This window comes from Brevibacterium luteolum (assembly GCF_013004595.1).
GTDB lineage: Bacteria > Actinomycetota > Actinomycetes > Actinomycetales > Brevibacteriaceae > Brevibacterium > Brevibacterium luteolum.
Genome location: NZ_JABEMC010000005.1, coordinates 98,806 through 114,993, shown reverse-complemented (window position 1 = coordinate 114,993; position 16,188 = coordinate 98,806). Strand labels below are relative to the sequence as shown.

Genomic DNA, 16,188 nt, shown 5'->3' with positions numbered 1-16,188 from the left:
GTGGAGACTGTCGAGATCAGCTCCGGCGATATCCGCCTCGGTCAGCTGCTCAAGCTCCACGGCGTTGCCGAGCACGGCGTCATGGCCAAGGACATGATCGCGTCCGGCGACGTCCTCGTCAACGGCGAAGTCGATACGCGCCGCAGCGCCAAGATCGTCACCGGGGATGTCATCTCCGTCCCGGCTGCCGGCGTCGAGTTCACCGTCGCCCAGGCCCTGGAGCCTCCTGCGGTCAGCTGACCGGCCGTCAGCAGCACTGCCATCCCCTTTCTGACATTTCGTGCAGACTCGAGAATCGTCGAGTCTGCACACGTTCAGCCGAGTTCAGTCGTGCGTTTCGTGTCGACTCGATGATCGAGCAGTCGACACGAACTGCACGCGGGTGTGTCTCAGCGGGTCAGCTCTGGCCCAGCGGTCCGGTCCATGCCCGGGGCATCCCACAGCGGTGACCACTTCGTCAGATCCTCTTCGAGGGGAACCTCGCCTTCGAGCAGGCCCTTGAGCTGGATCTCCAGGGCGTTGTCGCGTCGGTGCTGGCCGACCTGCACGAAGGGGTAGAAGGTGCCGCGCTTGTACAGGTAGACGATCGCGGCCGCGCGGCCGTCGGCGTCACGGAAGTACAGGGCGGTGCACAGCAGCATCGTGTCGAAGCCCTGGTTGACCAGCGCTGAGTTGATGGCGTGCATGTTCGTCGCCAGGTTCGAGATGTTCGCCTGGGCGTCGGTGATGACCTGCCAGGTGAAGCCGTAGCCGTCGTTGACCTGTTCGACGTCGCAGTCGGGGTCCTTGGCGATGAGCTCGCGGCTCTCCTGCTCGGCCTCGGCGAAGGCGCGGCCTTCGACCTCGCGGAAGCACACGGCGCCGACGCCAGTCGGGGTGAACGTCGAGGATGACTGCAGGGTCAGCGACACGTTCGGCAGCGCGAACAGGTCATCGAGGTTGGCTCGCTTCGGCTTGCTGCGGCCCAGAATCGCGTCGAGAAATCCCATGCGCTCAGTCTACGAGTCCGGTGCCGAGGTGTGGAACCAGCGGTGAGGTCATGACGGGCGGGAGAGTTGGCCGGAGATCTTGTTCAGCTGCTCCAGGCGCTTCTCCAGGCTCGGGTGGGTGGAGAACCACTGGCGGACGTCGCGGCCGTTGATGGCCGGGACGAGGGCGAGGTGGTTGGCGCTGGCGGTTTTGCGCAGGTCCTGCGAGGGGATCTGAGTCATCTGGCCGCTGATCTTCACCAGTGCCGAGGCGAGTGTCGATGGCTGGCCGGTGAGGATCGCGGCAGCACGGTCAGCGGCCAGCTCCCGGTAGCGGGAGAGCACGCGGATGAGCACGAAGCTGAGTGCGTAGACAACAGCACCGACGATCATCATCGCCAGCATCACCGGCAGGCCGTTGTTGTTGCGGCTGCGTCCGCCGGTGTAGAAGCCTGCGCGCACCATGAGCGAGGCGACGACGCCGGTGACACCGGCAACCGTCATGACGGTGACGTCGCGGTGGGCGACGTGGGAGAGCTCGTGGGCCAGGACGAGCTCGACTTCCTTGGGTTCCAGGGTGTCGAGGAGACCGCGGGTGACGCAGACGACCGAGTGCTTCGGCGACCGGCCGGTGGCAAAGGCGTTGGGCACCGGCGAATCGGAGTACGCCACCCGCGGTTTGACGGTGTCGGACAGCTGGCACAGCCGGTCGACGATGACATGCAGTTCGGGCGCCTGTTCGGGTGTGACAATCCGGGCGCCCATCGCCTTCAACGCGATCGAATCGGAGAAGTACCACTGGAAGAAGAAGGCGCCTGCGCTGACGATCACCGCGATGACGACTCCGCCTGGGCTGCGGCCCAGGATGTACCAGATCGCCACCATGAGCAGCACGAAGATGAGGCCATTGAGGAACATGGCCGTGCTCATCCGGAATGTCAGCCCGTGGTCTTTGACGAAACGGTTCTTCATAGTCCTTCTGCCTTGCTGCTGTGCCAACGGCTGGTTCTGCTCAGCCCTGAGGGCCGGGGGAGTCCAGGTCAGGGATCAGGCCAGAGCCGTCGACCAGCTGTCGGATGTCGTCGATGCTCGCATCAGCGAACGGGACGACGATGTCGGAGGTGCCGAGGAAGTCATCTGCCACGGGCGTGCCGTGGGAGAGGATGTAGGAGCGCAGGTCGTGAAGCGCGGCACTCGTCTGCTCCTCATCTCCGGACTGCACGGCCTGCTCGACCTTGTCGTCATAGGCCTGGAGGGCGTCCTGTTCGACGTCGGCGACGTCGAACTGGCCTTCGCCCATGATGCGCACGATCATGATCAGCCCTCCTGCCGGGGGTTCTCAGCCGAGGCCTGCGAGTCGGCGGTCTCTGCGTCGACGGGGGCCTCGCGGGTGATCTCCGGGCGGTTCGACTGGCCGCTGGGCAGACCGTCGCGCAGTCGGGCGAGCTCCATCTCGACATCGCTGTCGCTGGAGAGCGCGTTGAGCTGGGCGTCGATGTCGTCATGCGGGGCACCGGTCGGATCGTCGAGCGCACCGGAGGCCAGCAGCTCGTCCATCGCACCGGCGCGAGCCTGCAGCTGCGCGGTCTTGTCCTCGGCGCGCTGGATCGCCAGACCGACATCGCCGAACTCCTCGGAGATTCCCGAGTATGCCTCGCTGATCTTGGTCTGGGCTTCTGCGGCGTTGTAGTTGGCCTTGAGGGTCTCCTTGCGGGTGCGGAAGGAGTCGACCTTGGCCTGCAGGCGCTGCGAGGCCGTCGTGAGCTTCTGCTCCTCGGCCTGCAGGTTCTGGTGCTGGGTCTGCAGGTCGCCGATCTGCTGCTGCAGGCCTGACTTGCGGGTCAGCGCCTCACGGGCGAGATCCTCGCGACCGACTTCCAGGGCCTTCTGCGCCTGGGACTGCAGCTTGTCCTGCTGCTTCTCCAGCTGACCGATCTGCAGCTCAAGACGCTTGCGGCTCGTGGCCACATCGGCGACGCCGCGGCGCACCTTCTGCAGCAGCTCGAGCTGCTTCTGGTACGAGTAGTCCAGCGTCTCGTTGGGATTCTCGGCCTTGTCCAGGGCCGAGTTGGCCTTGGCGCCGAAGATCATCTTGATGCGTTTGAAAATGCTCATCCCGGGGAGTCTCCTTCGAGCTCAAGCTCAGTTCTGCGTTCTCCCTCACTCTACTGCGTGAAATTGGAAAAAGCTTGAGTCGGATCGGCCTGAATGCCAGGCCCCGGGTGGGTTCTGTGGAGTTGAATGACGCGGCGCCACCGGCACGCTGCAGCCGGATTCATCTGCCGGATCATCCCGGCCTCATCCGGCTGCTTTCCGGCGCACCGGCGGCGCGCACCATCAGCGGGAGAAGCGCTTGCGGTTGGCCTCCTCCACCTCCGAGTACTGCACGCCGGCAGCCGAGAGGGCGTCGCGGATGCTCTCGATGCTCTCCTGCACCTGCCGCTGCACGACCTCCCATTCGCCAGCCAGCTGCTGGAAGCTCTCAGCGGCACCGCCGCGCCATGAGTTCTCCAGACTGCGCAGGTGGCCCATGAGGCTGGCCGCCTCATTGTGCAGGACCGTGCATGATTCCCGCGTGCGCGTGACAGTGGCTTCGATCTCCTGGGCATCGACCTGAATGACAGCCATCCCCGGCTCCTTTCCTGTGGTGAGAATTGCTGTCCTCCATTCCACGGGAGAGCACCACGGGTCACCACACGACAACGGCCGGGTGTGGACAGCGTCTCGTGTCCACACCCGGCCGCGCGATCGTGTCAGCTGCTGTTCACGGCAGGCTGCCGGTCACTTCGCCAGCAGCGTCGTGTCGATCTCCTGCTCCTGGCCACCGCGCACCAGGGTGATCTTGACTGTCTGGCCGACCGCATGGGAGCGGATGAGCGCCTGCAGTGCGACTGCGTTGTTCACCTGGGTGCCGTTGACAGCGGTGATCTCGTCATCGGCCTGGATCCCGGCCTGCTCGGCAGCCGAGCCGCCCTGCACCTCGGTGACCTTCGCAGCACCGCGGGCGATGCCGTTGTGATCGACCTGGGAGTCCTGCACCGCCACGCCGAGTGCGGCGTGCTCGGCCTGGCCGTTCTGGATGAGCTGGTCGGCGATGTTCTTGGCCTGAGCGACCGGGATGGCGAATCCGATGCCGATCGAACCGGCCTGGCCGCTCTGCTGGGCATCGCGCAGCGTTGCTGCCGAGGAGTTGACGCCGATGAGCTTGCCGTTGCCGTCGACGAGCGGGCCACCAGAGTTGCCCGGGTTGATCGCTGCATCGGTCTGGATGGCGTTGGTGATTGTCAGCGCCCCCTGCGGGTCCTCGGCGTCCTCACCGATGTTCTCGGTGGTCACAGGCCGGTTGAGCGCGGAGACGATGCCGGTGGTGACGGTGTCGGCCAGGCCGAGCGGGTTGCCCAGCGCCATGACCGGGTCACCGACGCGCAGCTGGCTGTCATCACCGAGCGGCAGCGGAGTCAGGCCCTCGGGTCTCTGGCGCAACTTGAGGACGGCGATGTCGGTCTCGGGGTCGCGTCCGGCGATATCGGCCTCGACCGTGTCGCCGTTGTTGAAGACGACGTTGACCTGGCCGCCGGGGGTATCGGCTGCGGCGATGACGTGGTTGTTCGTCACGATGTGGCCAGCACCGTCGTACACGAAGCCCGAGCCCAGTCCGTGCACCTCACCGTTGACGCCGACCCGGATCGCAGCGACCGACTTCGAGGCGGTGTCGGCGATCGCTGCCCAGTCCGGGGCCTCCTGCGTGCGCTGCGGGGTGTTCTGCGGATCGGTCTGGGATTCTTGCTCCTGCCCGCCGAAAGCCTGCATGCCGTACATGGTGCCGGCACCCAGCGCGCCACCGAGCAGTACGGCCAGCAGCGTGAACAGGGTCAGCGCACCCCAGCCGGGACCGCGTCGCTCACGGCGTGCCGGGGCGGAATGCGGGCCCCCGTCGATGGGCCCGCCAGGAGGCGGTGTCTGTCCGCCGCCGAAGCCATAGCTCGGCGAGCCGGTGCCGGTTGCACTGCCAGTCGCTGTCGGTCCGCTGGCTGCGTTCGCACCCAGCCCACCACCGAGGCCGGTCCCAGCGCCGAACCCGGTTCCGGCTTCAGCCGCTGCTCCGGTTCCAGCACCGTGGCCGGGTCCGTCACTGCCGGGCCCCGAACCGACCGGCCCGCTGGGATGAGTACCGGGACGAGTGCCAGGCTGGTGTGCCTGCGGTGCTCTCGCCGGGGCCTGCGGGAACGTGCGCGGGGGCTGGCTGGGCCGCGGCTCGGCTGCGGGCGGGAAGGGCCGACCGGCCGGGGTGCCCGCGCCGGAACCCTGACCGGAGACAGGACCAGAACCGTATCCGGAACCGGGCAGCTGGCTGGGCTGGGAGCCGTAGGAGGCCGTTGGTGAGGCGGGACGCAGAGGGTCGTCGCTGGTGGGGAAGGTGCGCCGGGTCTGCTGGGAGTGGCGGCCAGGCTGTGCCGGCCCGGTGGGGCGCTCATAGCCGTCAGCAGGGTGCTCAGGCGTGTGACTCATCAGTGTCCTTTCCTTGCGCTTCTGACGCAGCGGGGGTCTCGAGTGGGATCGGCAGGTCGACGCGGAAGGTCGCGCCGCCGCCGGGAGTGGGGTGGACGGTGATCCGGCCTTGGTGGGATTCGACGATCGCCTTGACGATCGACAAGCCCAGGCCGGAACCTCCGGTGTCACGGTTGCGAGAGGCATCGAGGCGGTAGAACCGCTCGAAGATGCGCGGGACGTCCTCCGCGTCGATGCCGTCGCCGTGGTCGCGGACCTCGAAGCGCACCCGGCCGGCGGGGAACCCGGCGAGCTTCTCGCTCACGCTCACACCCCCGGCTGCGGAGACGTCGGGGACGATTGTCTGCGCCGTGCCCGAGGCGGCGGTTCCGGTCTCGGAGGCAGCGGCGCTGCCGGTGGCCGGTCTGGTCTTGGGGTCGGTCCTGTCGGTCTTGTCGCGTTTGAAGATCCGCACCGGGCCGGTGACGAAACCAGGCGCCTTGGGCTTCGGATCCACCGCCTCGGGAGCGGGAGGCTCGGCCGGCACGCCGACGACGCCGACGGCGAACTCGATCGCCGTCTGCGGTGGGGTGTGGCGCACGGCATTGCCGGCGAGGTTGACGATGACCTGGCGCAGCTTGGCCTCTGAGCCGTAGATGACCGGGATGTTCTCATCAGCGTCGCCGCCGTCGAGGCCGATGAAGCTGATGTCGCGATCCGGGTCCTGGGCGGCGGCGTCGGCGGCGGCGTCGCGGACGATCGCGCAGATGTTGACCGGGCCGAGCTCTGCCTCACGGCGCTCATCGAGGCGGGCGAGGACGACGAGGTCTTCGACGAGCACGCCCATCCGCTTGGCTTCGGCTTCGATGCGGTCCATCGCCTGGCCGATGTGCTCAGGGTCCTTGAGTGCGCCCTGCCGGTAGAGCTCGGCATAACCGCGGATCGTCACAAGCGGGGTGCGCAGCTCATGGGAGGCATCCGACACGAACTGGCGGATGCGCTTCTCTGAACGCGTCTGGCCGTCGAAGGAGTCCTCGATGCGGCCGAGCATGGTGTTGAGCGCTGCTGAGAGTCGGCCGAGCTCAGTGTTGCGGGGATACTTCGACACACGCTGAGAGAGGTCGCCGGCGGCGATTCGCGAGGCGGTCTCCTCGATGTTCTTCAGCGGCCGGAAGGTGTTGGTGATCGCGAAGTAGCCGACGCCTGCCACCAGTGCCAGGGCGAGCAGGCCGATGCCGACCATGGTGTTGCGGGCTCGTTCGCTGATGCCGTCGACGTCCTTGTCAAAGGGCACGGCGACGGCGACGAGCCACGGGGTTCCTTCGACTTGGAGCGCGAGCGCCCGCCAATGCGAGGAGGTGCCCTCGACGGTGAAGGGGTGGCCGGCGCGCTCGCTGACGAGTGACTGATTGATATCGGGCAGGTACGGCACATTCGTCGGGTCCGGAGCGACCGGCTCGAAGGCGGTATTGCCGTCGTTCGAGTAGAACTGCACGTAATAGGAGCCGGGCAGCAGATTGCGCAGCGACTCCTCCTGCGGATTCGACTGCACCTGATCCCCGCCCTGCAGGGGTGCGGGCAGGAACACCTGCTCAGCGGCCTGAATCGCCAGGGCATCCGAGGCGCTGATGAGCCGCTCATCGGTGCGCTCGATGAGGCTGGCGCGGAGGTTCTCGAGCACCCATGCGCTCGTGCCGGTGAGCACGAGCAGCATGAGCGTCATCATGATCGTCAGCAGCTTGGTGGTCAGCGACCATTCTTCCCAGATGACGGTCTGCTTGCTCTTGCGGTGACGATTCACAGGCGTGACGATTCTCAGCTCGATAGGGGGTCAGGTGTCAGATACTCACTTGGTCTCGGGTGTGCGCAGCATGTAGCCCACGCCGCGCTTCGTCTGGATCATCGGGCGCCATTCGGCCTGCACCGGGTTGCCGGCTTCATCGGTTTCCGGGGCGGTGTCGATCTTGCGGCGCAGGTAGGAGATGTAGGACTCGACGATGCCGGTGTCGCCGCCGAAGTCGTACTCCCACACGTGGTCGAGGATCTGCGACTTCGACAGCACGCGGTTGGCGTTGAGCATGAGGTAGCGCAACAGTTTGAACTCGGTGGGCGAGAGGTCGACGAGGATCCCGCCGCGGCGCACTTCATGGGTGTCGTCGTCGAGTTCGAGGTCGCCGACCTGCACGACTGCACCCTCGTCCTCTTCGAGGCTGTGGGTGCGGCGCAGCACCGCGCGGATGCGGGCGACGACTTCTTCGAGGCTGAAGGGCTTGGTGACGTAGTCATCGCCACCGACGGTCAGGCCGGTGATCTTGTCGGAGGTGTCGTCACGGGCGGTGAGGAAGACGACCGGGATGTGCCGGCCGGTCTGGCGCAGCCGGCGGGTGACGGTGAAGCCGTCCATGTCCGGGAGCATGACGTCGAGGACGAGCAGGTCGGGTTCGCTCTGCTCGGCCAGGCGCAGGGCCTCAGCGCCGTTGCCAGCGGAGATGACGTCGAAGCCGGCGAAGCGCAGGCTGGTGGAGAGGAGTTCGCGGATATTGGGCTCATCATCGACGACCAACAGGGTGGCCTCAATGTCTTCGTGTTCGAGATGTCCTGAAGTCATGGCCCCATCCTGGCACATGAGTCTGGAAGTTTTCTGGACTCTAGCTGGATGCAAATGTGTTGTGCATCACATGTCAACCGACCGGTTTGTCATCGGTGTCGACATCGGGGTGGACGGTCTCGCCCTCGCCTTCCTCCTGATGGACCCAGCTGGGTCCGAAGAAGTCAGCAGTGGCCTCGTTCCAGTCCTCCAGCCACCCGCGCGGCGGAGCTTTGAGCAGCTCGCCTTCCTCCATCCAGTTGAAGACGTGCGCGTAGGACATCACCTCGGTCTGGGAGACGCGCTTGCGCAGCATCTTCGGCGAGAGCTGGTCCGGTCGGGCGACGCCGAGAGTCGAGAGCATCTGCTTGGCCTCATCGACGGTGGCCTTGTGGTAGTTGTGCACCGCCACCGACTTCGAGGGCACATGCAGCGAGCGGGCGAGCTTGGGGTCCTGCGTGGCCACACCGGTGGGGCAGTGGTTGGTGTGGCAGCGCTGTGCTTGGATGCAGCCGACGGCCATCATCATCGGCCGGGCGGCCAGGCAGAAGTCCGCGCCCTGGATGAGCCGGCGGACGATGTCGTTGCCCGAGGCGATCTTGCCGGCGACTCCGAGCTTGATGTGCTTGCGCAGTCCGACGCCCACGAGGGCGTTGTGCACGACATGCAGGCCCTCGGTCAGCGGGGTGCCCATGTGGTCTTCGTATTCCAAGGGCGCGGCGCCGGTGCCGCCCTCGGCGCCGTCGATGACGATGAAATCGGGCAGGATGCCGGTCTCGAGCATCGCCTTGCACATGCCGAGCACGTCACGGCGCATACCGACGCACAGTTTGAAACCGATCGGTTTGCCCCCGGAGAGTTCGCGCAGCTGGGAAATGAATTCCATGAGCTCGCGAGGGGTCTGGAATGCCGAATGGGCAGGCGGGGAGATGCAGTCCTCATCGAGCGGGACGCCGCGGGCCTCAGCGATCTCCGGGGTGATCTTCTTCGCCGGCAGCACGCCGCCCAGACCGGGTTTCGCGCCTTGGGAGAGCTTGATCGAGATCGCCTTGACATGCGGGTGGCGGGCTTTCTCCTCGAACTGTTCGGGATTGAAGTTGCCCTCGGAATCACGGCAGCCGAAGTAGCCGGACCCGAATTCCCAGATCAGATCGGCGCCGCTTTCGAGGTGGTACTTCGTCAGCCCGCCCTCTCCGGTCTCCTGGGCGAACCCGCCGCGGGCTGCTCCCTGACTCATCGCCATCACGGCGTTCTTCGACAGGGAGCCGAAGCTCATCGAAGAGATGTTGAACAGTGAGGAGTCGTACGGCTGGCTGCACTGCGGTCCACCAATGCGCACCCGGTGCTCGCCCTCCGGGATCGGGCCGGGCTGTGCAGCATGGATGAGATACTCGTAGCCCGGTGCACGCACCTCGAGCTCGGTGCCGAAGGACTTGACCGAATGCGTGCCGTTGGCACGCTCATAGATGAGGTCGCGGACATCGCGGTCGAACGGCTTGCCGTCATAGTTGCGCTCGACGAAGTACTGCTGGACCATCGGGCGGATGGTCTCCATCATGTACCGGCCGTGGCCGATGACCGGGAAGTTGCGCAGCACCGCGTATCGGTGCTGCACCACGTCGTAGACGGCCACGAGCAGCAGGATGGCTGCGGCTAAGACGAGGATCCACCACCACGCGCTCAGTGCCAGCGCCATTGCCGCACCGACCGCCATGACGAAGAGTATGCCGATGAAGATACCGATCGCGATCATATTCATTAGCCTACGACCAAAGCCGAGCTGCCTGAGGGAGGAACGTGCCCTGCTTTTCGCGCTGTCGGCGCACAGCTCAGGCCGGTTGCTCCTCCTGTCGCTTGCGGTAAGCGGCCACGTGGGTGCGGTTGGCGCAGTTGCCCGTGTCGCAGAAGCGCTTCGATCGGTTGCGTGAGAAGTCGACGAACACGGCGTTGCAGTCCTCGGCCGCGCATACCTGCAGGCGGGAGAGCTCGTGCTCGCGGATGAGGTCGATGAGCGCAAACGCGATGTCGATGGCGAAGCGGTCCGGCAGCGGCGCGGTCTGGGCGGTGCCGTGCAGGTGCCAGTCCCAGCCGTCATGGCGCACGAGCTGGGGGAGTGCGTTGCAGCGCAGCAGTGTCGAGTTCACCGCCGCGACCACATCCTCGATCGCATCGGAGTCGAAGACGGTCTCGAAGTCCTCCCGCACCGCGTGGGTCAGGTCGACGTCGGAGCTCGTCGCCGCGATCGGGGCCGAGAAGTCGTGCCGACGCGCGAACTCCTCGATGGCTCCGGCATCGGCCAGCAGCTCCTGGTCGTTGCGCCCGGAGTTGATGAGGTCGACGAGCATGACCAGGACGGAGCGGTTTTCATCGGTGAGAGACATGCTGGCCACAGTGTAGCGAATACAGCCTGTGGTCAAGCTCACGCGAAATCTGTCTCGTCATGACCATCGTCGCGTTGACTCGTGAGCTCTGCCTGCTGTTCACTAGAATGAGTGTCAGTGCGTCATGAGTCAAAATGGTAACACTCATGACACGCCACTCCGTTCGTCGTGGGGAGGGAAACCGTGAACCGTCAGGCTGTCTCAGGCCTTCTGCTCATCCTGCTGTCCGCCTTCTGCTATGCCGCAGCCGCACCGATCGGCAAGGTCATGTACGCCGGCGGCTGGACCCCGGAGGTCGTCGTGTTCCTCCGCGTCCTCGGCACCGGCCTCGTCCTCCTCATCCCCACGCTCATCGCCATGCACGGCCGCTGGCACGCGTTCGCCCGCTGGCAGACCTGGCGTGATGTCATCACCTTCGGCATCGTGTCCGTCGCCGGAGTGCAGCTGCTGTTCTTCATGTCGGTCGAGCACCTCGATGTCGCCATCGCACTGCTGCTGGAGATGACGGCCCCGCTCATGATCGTCGTCTGGGTGTGGTTGCGCAGCCGCATCCGCCCCAGCTCGCTCACCTTCGTCGGCATGGGCCTGGCGATGTTCGGCCTGGCCTTCATCCTCGACCCGCGCGGCGCACAGCTCCACCTCGGCTCGGTGCTGCTGGCCCTCGGCGCAGCGGTCTGCCTGGCCTGCTACTTCCTCGACTCGGCCAAGGCTGAGATGCCGGTTCCGCCGATCGCACTCGTGGGATTCGGAATGTTCGTCGGCGCTGCCGCCGTGGGCGTCTACGCCTTCGCCGGTCCGCGTGCCCAGCAGCTGACCACCGCGCCCATGTCGCTGGGCTCAGTGCCGGTCACCTGGTGGCAGGCGATCGCCCTCATCGTGCTCGTCACCGCCGGCGCCTACGTCACCGCCGCCTTCGGCATCCGCATGATCGGCGCGACGGTCGCCAGCTTCGTCAACCTCATCGAGGTGCCGTTCTCCGTCGTCATCGCCTGGGCCGTTCTCGCTGAGCTTCCGGTCTACGCGCAGGCCGTCGGCGGTCTGCTCCTGCTCGCCGGCGTCGTGTTCATCAAGATCGGCGAGAGCCGCACTGCCGCCCGCGAGGTCGTCGTCTCCGATGTGCCGGTCGCCTCGCTGCCGGTCATCGAGCATGTCGCGGTACCCGAGGCGGTGCGCACCCGCAGTGCCGCCGCCGAGGCAGTTGGCGCCTGACCTCCGGCCGGTTCAGTCGGCATCGTCGTCGCGTTCGGCAGGTGGCCTCCGGTCATCGAGATACCGGTTGACCACCGGGATCCAGGACACGGCAACGCCGAGCAGAACCGCTACGATCCCTGCAGACGCCAGCGGCGCGCTGACGTCGGCTGCTGCGCCGATGATCGGGTTGACGGCGATCCCGACGAGGCTGCCGAACGAGCTGGCGATGTTGAGCACGGTCGCCCGCCGTGCTGTGATGCCGCTGGGCACCTCCGCGACGAGGATGCTGGCACCGAGGATCGTCTCGAAGATGAAGACGTCTGAGAGAGACTGGCCCCGGCTCAAAAGGAACAGCGCACTGACCGGGACGTAGAAGCCCAGGCCGCTGGCAACAGTCGCCAGGGCGATGGGAAGCAGGTGGGGATTTCCCCAGACGTCAGTCCAGGGTGAGCGGTTCTATCGCATCACGACTCCATCGTCTTCGGTGGTCTTTCGCTTACGATACATGCCAGCCGACGTCCCCGGCTCACCGGCCATCCTCACCGTCCGAGCTGCTCGGCGTTGAGGATCGTGTAACTATATCCCTGCTCGGTGAGGAACCGGCGCCGGTGTGCGCCGAAGTGCTCGTCGACGGTCGAGGCCGCCACGACCGTATAGAAGGTCGCAGCTTCAGCATGCGGCTTGGGCCTGAGGATCCTCCCGAGGCGCTGGGCCTCCTCCTGCCGGGAGCCGAAGGAGCCGGAGACCTGGATGGCGACCGAGGCCTCGGGCAGGTCGACCGAGAAGTTCGCGACCTTCGAGACGACGAGCACCGAGATGTCCCCGGCGCGGAACTGCGAGAACAGCTCCGTGCGCTCCTTCACCGGTGTCCTGCCTGTCAGCACAGGTGCGCCGAGGGCCTCGCCGAGCTCTTCGAGCTGGTCGAGGTACTGGCCGATGACGAGCACCTGCTGGCCGGCGTGGTGGGCGGCGATCTTTCTGACCACCGGAATCTTCGCATCTGAAGCCGCCGCCAGCCGGTAGCGGTCCTCCCCATCTGCGTGTGCGTAGGCGCGCCGGGTGCCGGTATCTAGGCGCACGCGCACCTCGTAGCAGTGGGCCTCGGCGATGTAACCGGCGGCTTCGATCTCCTTCCACGGCGCCTCGAACTGCTTGGGTCCGATGAGCGAGAACACCTCCTCCTCTCGCCCGTCCTCGCGCACGAGCGTGGCGGTCAGGCCGAGCCTGCGGCGGGCCTGCAGCCCTGCGGTGAGCCGGAACACCGGGGCCGGCAGCAGATGCACTTCGTCGTAGATCACCAGGCCCCAATCGCGAGCATCGAGCAGCTCCAGGTGGAGGTAGGAGCCCTTCCGGCGGGTGGTGAGAACTTGGTAGGTCGCGATCGTGATCGGGCGGATCTCCTTGACCGATCCGGAGTACTCGCCGATCTCGTCGGCGGTCAGGCTGGTGCGCCTGAGCAGCTCGGCCTTCCACTGCTTGGCCGCCACCGAATTCGTCACGAGGATGAGCGTCGTCGTGCCGACGGCGGCCATCGTCGCCGCCCCGACGATCGTCTTGCCCGCCCCGCACGGCAGCACCACGACCCCGGACTCACCGTGGGTGAACGCATCGACGGCCCGCTGCTGGTACTCGCGCAGATGCCACGGCTGACGGCTGCCCACGACACCGCTGCCCTCTGCTCCGGAGGCACCGCTGCCCTCCGCACCCGAGGTGCCCGTCGCCTCGGTGCCGGTGTCCCCGGTGGTGGCCGACAGCTCGATCTCATGCTTCTCACCATCGACGTAGCCGGCGTGGTCGGAGACCGGGTGGTCAAGCCGCAGCAGCCGGTGCTTGAGCTCGCCGCGCTCCGAGGGGTGCACGCGCACCGTGTGCTCATCGATGCGGGTGCCCACCAGTGAGACGATCTCCGGATGCGTGATGAGCTCACTCAGCAGTTCCGCGTCCTGGCTGTGCAGGACGAGCCCGTGGATGGGGGACTGCTCGAGGGTGAGGACCCCGAAGCGCTCCATTGTTTCGACGATGTCGAGCAGCAGCGCGTGCGGGACCGGGTGCTTGGTGTATTCGAGCAGTGCGTCGATGACGGATTCGGGATCGTGGCCGCTGGCCCGGGCGTTCCACAGGCCCAGCGGGGTGATCGTGTACGTGTGGATGAGCTCGGGCGTCTTGGCCAGCTGCGCGAACGGGGCGATTGCGATCGCCGCCTCGGCGGCCTCCGGGTGGGTCGATTCGAGCAGCACGGTGCGATCGGCCTGGACGATGAGGGGACCGTTCACAGGCTGTCCTTGTTGTCCGTGTCCTCGCTGCCCGTGCCCGAGGTGGGGGTTCCTGAGGCGGGGTTGTCCGAGGCGGGGGTGTCCGAGGCGAAGGTGGGTGTGGTGCCGCCGTCACCTGTGCCGGCGGGAGCGGCGGAGATGATGCGGGCGAGCCCGAAGGTCAGTTCGGTGTCGCGGGCCGGGCCGGTGCGGGTGCGCACCCGCCCGCCTGCCACCTGGATCGGGGCGATGCGGACCTGGCGCTGGGAACCCTCGCGGCCGACGACGGTGAGGTCGACCTCGGTGCCGGTGGCTGCGGCTTCGCGCAGCACATCGGCGATCGTCGACGGTGATTCGGTCTCCGGTTCCTCGCTGCCGGAGCGCAGAGAGGAGATATAGGAGGACAAGCGCGAGTCAGGCACTCGGGTGGTGCGCCGGGTGGTGGCCGGCCGGCGGGCGAGGCTGGCTGCGCGCGGGGGAGCGGGGTTCTCTGGGGCGGCGGCCATCGTCTGGTATTCGGCGGCTTCGAGCAGCATCGCCAGCCGTTCGCGCGAGACGTTTGAGACCGCGACCGTCGCGCTCAAGCGGGTGAGCCCGGCGGGGACGAGAGCGGAGTCGGCGAGCATCGCGGCGAGTTCGGCTTCGTCGTCGACGACAATGACGCTGCGGGCGGCAGCGATCTGGATGCGGCCGAGCCGCCCGGCGGTTTCGGTGATGAGGAACTCGAGCGGCTGGGGCAGCGTGTCCTGTCCGGTGACCTCGCGCAGCCGGGCGGTGATGTCATCGGCGCGCAGCCCGGACTTCAGGGCATCGGAGATCGTCGTCTCCGTGAACCGGTACACAGTGCCCTGCCCGCGGGTGTCGACCTCGGCGAGCTCGGTGAGCGCAGCATGGATCTGCGGCGCCAGCGGGCCGGTGGCGATCGCGGTGAGGTCGGACTGCACGACGACGCGGGTCTGCAGCTCGGGCAGGATCCCGTCGACCCGGGCGGGAATCGATTCGGGCACCGAGACCGCAGTGATGTCAAAGCCGGTGACGGCACGGGCGGTGTCCATCGCCTCTGCGAGGTGCGTGGTGAGTACCTTCCCGAGTCGGGTGAGGGCGTGGGCGTGGCCATCAGCCAGCGGGGTGCACAGCAGCCCGAGCAGCGCGGCTTCGTCGATGAGCCGGGTGAGCGTGGCGGTGCTGGCGGCGGCCAGCAGCGGGTGGCGCCATTGGATGTGGGCGATGAGCAGATCATCGGGCACCGCCAGATGGGTGCCATCGTCTCCAGCGCTGCCGCCGCCAGCTGAGTCGTCTGTCAGTTCAGCCAGCGTGTGCAGCAGCGCGTACCGGGCGTGCGGCAGCGGCGGCTGGGACTGCGGGAACCCGGCATAGGCGGCCTTGCGGTGCAGCCCGGCCGAGGCGGCCAGCGACTGCAGCCGGTCCCCGCGCTCGGTGCTCCCGGCCAGCACATGGGTCGTATCGACGGCACCGGTGAGCCAGGTCTGCAGCAGCATCGCGTAGACCTCGCTGCGCTCGGCGGCGAGCACTGTGTCGAAGGCCGCAGTCGGCAGCCAGCGCGGATCGAGATCAGTCCCGCCGATGCCCAGCAGCCCGGCGGCTGCGGCCAGTTCGGTCAGCATCACCGCATCAGGAAAGCTCGCCCCGAGTGCGCGGGCGATGGCCTGCATATCGCGTTTGCCGGCCCCGCCGCTGGTGAGCTGGGAGACCTCATGAGAGGTGAAAGAGTCGACAGCCGAGAGCACCCCGGACACCGTCGCCGAGGCGGCCGCTGCCTCGGCATTGGCAGCGAGCGCTTCGGAGACCGGCCGGGTGTACTCGGCCGGATCGGCCGGGGCGGTGGCTGCCACCCAGTCCGGGGGAGAGCGCAGCTCCGCCGCCGAGGTCGGCAGCAGGCTCATCGTCTCCGCATGCGTGCGATATGCACGATCCCCGACCGGCCACAACAGCCCGCGGGTCTTGAGCGTCTCCACCACCTCGGGCGCGGCCGCCAGCGTGGATGCCGGCACGGCAGGATCGACACGGGTCGCACACGCCGCCCGGTGCACCGCCTGCAGGGCGGCCGTGTCGAGGGATTCGAGACCGGTGGCCACCGCGGTGCGCGACCCGGCGGCCGCGGCGACATCGCGCAGCCGGGGCAGGTCGGTGCGCATGAGGTCCCGGCGGGCGCGGGAGAACGCAGCGAAGTCCGCATCGGGAAGCTCGCGCAGCCAGGCGGCGAAGGAGGTCAGCGTAGCCATCGAACCCAGTCTAGTACCGCCGCCGCACCCGGCCCGGGCCTCGGCTACAATGGTCTGGCCAGCCGCAACAGGCCCGAA

The 16,188-nt window shown here is 67.2% G+C and carries 15 protein-coding genes; 2 read left to right on the top strand and 13 right to left on the bottom strand.

Going from position 1 to position 16,188, the window contains the following annotated elements; translation table 11 throughout:
• Entirely contained in the window at positions 1-240 is a 240-nt protein-coding gene (locus tag HLA91_RS09240) for an RNA-binding S4 domain-containing protein (protein WP_102161955.1), read from the top strand.
• 149 nt (positions 241-389) lie between these two features.
• Here HLA91_RS09240 and pspAB read toward each other — a convergent pair whose 3' ends face one another.
• The 10 genes from pspAB to HLA91_RS09190 all read right to left on the bottom strand — a co-directional run bounded on the left by pspAB (position 390) and on the right by HLA91_RS09190 (position 10,424).
• A complete protein-coding gene (pspAB, locus tag HLA91_RS09235) occupies positions 390-989 on the bottom strand; it encodes a PspA-associated protein PspAB (protein WP_102161954.1) in 600 nt (199 codons plus the stop codon).
• A gap of 48 nt (positions 990-1,037) precedes the next feature.
• Entirely contained in the window at positions 1,038-1,940 is a 903-nt protein-coding gene (gene htpX / locus HLA91_RS09230) for a zinc metalloprotease HtpX (protein ID WP_165883615.1), read from the bottom strand.
• 40 nt (positions 1,941-1,980) lie between these two features.
• Positions 1,981-2,283, bottom strand: a complete 303-nt coding sequence (gene pspAA, locus HLA91_RS09225; RefSeq protein ID WP_102161952.1) for a PspA-associated protein PspAA — start codon at positions 2,281-2,283, stop codon at positions 1,981-1,983.
• 2 nt (positions 2,284-2,285) lie between these two features.
• Positions 2,286-3,083 carry a PspA/IM30 family protein gene (locus HLA91_RS09220; protein WP_102161951.1) on the bottom strand — a complete coding sequence of 266 codons (798 nt, stop codon included), beginning with the start codon at positions 3,081-3,083 and terminating at the stop codon, positions 2,286-2,288.
• Positions 3,084-3,305: 222 nt separating this feature from the next.
• Positions 3,306-3,596: a WXG100 family type VII secretion target gene (locus HLA91_RS09215; protein ID WP_170274440.1), complete on the bottom strand. Its 291-nt coding sequence runs from the start codon at positions 3,594-3,596 to the stop codon at positions 3,306-3,308.
• 153 nt (positions 3,597-3,749) lie between these two features.
• Positions 3,750-5,477, bottom strand: a complete 1,728-nt coding sequence (locus HLA91_RS14075; RefSeq protein WP_170274439.1) for a trypsin-like peptidase domain-containing protein — start codon at positions 5,475-5,477, stop codon at positions 3,750-3,752.
• Positions 5,461-7,257, bottom strand: coding sequence for a sensor histidine kinase (locus tag HLA91_RS14070; RefSeq protein WP_420867896.1), 1,797 nt, complete (start codon positions 7,255-7,257; stop codon positions 5,461-5,463). The genes HLA91_RS14075 and HLA91_RS14070 overlap by 17 nt, the downstream gene beginning before the upstream one ends.
• A gap of 45 nt (positions 7,258-7,302) precedes the next feature.
• Positions 7,303-8,064, bottom strand: coding sequence for a response regulator transcription factor (locus HLA91_RS09200; protein ID WP_165883612.1), 762 nt, complete (start codon positions 8,062-8,064; stop codon positions 7,303-7,305).
• Positions 8,065-8,137: 73 nt separating this feature from the next.
• A complete protein-coding gene (locus HLA91_RS09195; protein ID WP_420867895.1) occupies positions 8,138-9,796 on the bottom strand; it encodes an FMN-binding glutamate synthase family protein in 1,659 nt (552 codons plus the stop codon).
• 76 nt (positions 9,797-9,872) lie between these two features.
• Positions 9,873-10,424: a CGNR zinc finger domain-containing protein gene (locus HLA91_RS09190; RefSeq protein WP_170274437.1), complete on the bottom strand. Its 552-nt coding sequence runs from the start codon at positions 10,422-10,424 to the stop codon at positions 9,873-9,875.
• A 183-nt stretch (positions 10,425-10,607) separates the two neighbouring features.
• On the opposite strand from HLA91_RS09190, the gene HLA91_RS09185 reads away from it, so the two are divergent.
• Positions 10,608-11,633, top strand: coding sequence for an EamA family transporter (locus HLA91_RS09185; RefSeq protein ID WP_338076762.1), 1,026 nt, complete (start codon positions 10,608-10,610; stop codon positions 11,631-11,633).
• Between the two features lie 12 nt (positions 11,634-11,645).
• Here HLA91_RS09185 and HLA91_RS09180 read toward each other — a convergent pair whose 3' ends face one another.
• The 3 genes from HLA91_RS09180 to HLA91_RS14205 form a co-directional block, all read right to left on the bottom strand.
• Positions 11,646-11,960 (bottom strand): hypothetical protein, encoded by a 315-nt coding sequence (locus HLA91_RS09180; RefSeq protein WP_170274436.1) that lies wholly within the window; start codon positions 11,958-11,960, stop codon positions 11,646-11,648.
• A gap of 194 nt (positions 11,961-12,154) precedes the next feature.
• Positions 12,155-13,888: a DNA repair helicase XPB gene (locus tag HLA91_RS09175; protein WP_170274435.1), complete on the bottom strand. Its 1,734-nt coding sequence runs from the start codon at positions 13,886-13,888 to the stop codon at positions 12,155-12,157.
• On the bottom strand, positions 13,885-16,110 hold the full coding sequence (locus HLA91_RS14205; RefSeq protein WP_170274434.1) for a helicase-associated domain-containing protein: 2,226 nt from the start codon (positions 16,108-16,110) through the stop codon (positions 13,885-13,887). The genes HLA91_RS09175 and HLA91_RS14205 overlap by 4 nt, the downstream gene beginning before the upstream one ends.
• Between the last annotated feature and the right edge of the window lie 78 nt (positions 16,111-16,188).

Excerpts from the sequence above, each read along its gene's own strand:
- pspAB (WP_102161954.1), bottom strand. The coding sequence starts at position 989 with ATGGGATTTCTCGACGCGATTCTGGGCCGCAGCAAGCCGAAGCGAGCC.
- htpX (WP_165883615.1), bottom strand. The coding sequence starts at position 1,940 with ATGAAGAACCGTTTCGTCAAAGACCACGGGCTGACATTCCGGATGAGC.
- pspAA (WP_102161952.1), bottom strand. The coding sequence starts at position 2,283 with ATGATCGTGCGCATCATGGGCGAAGGCCAGTTCGACGTCGCCGACGTC.
- HLA91_RS09220 (WP_102161951.1), bottom strand. The coding sequence starts at position 3,083 with ATGAGCATTTTCAAACGCATCAAGATGATCTTCGGCGCCAAGGCCAAC.
- HLA91_RS09215 (WP_170274440.1), bottom strand. The coding sequence starts at position 3,596 with ATGGCTGTCATTCAGGTCGATGCCCAGGAGATCGAAGCCACTGTCACG.
- HLA91_RS14075 (WP_170274439.1), bottom strand. The coding sequence starts at position 5,477 with ATGAGTCACACGCCTGAGCACCCTGCTGACGGCTATGAGCGCCCCACC.
- HLA91_RS09200 (WP_165883612.1), bottom strand. The coding sequence starts at position 8,064 with ATGACTTCAGGACATCTCGAACACGAAGACATTGAGGCCACCCTGTTG.
- HLA91_RS09195 (WP_420867895.1), bottom strand. The coding sequence starts at position 9,796 with ATGATCGCGATCGGTATCTTCATCGGCATACTCTTCGTCATGGCGGTC.
- HLA91_RS09190 (WP_170274437.1), bottom strand. The coding sequence starts at position 10,424 with ATGTCTCTCACCGATGAAAACCGCTCCGTCCTGGTCATGCTCGTCGAC.
- HLA91_RS14205 (WP_170274434.1), bottom strand. The coding sequence starts at position 16,110 with ATGGCTACGCTGACCTCCTTCGCCGCCTGGCTGCGCGAGCTTCCCGAT.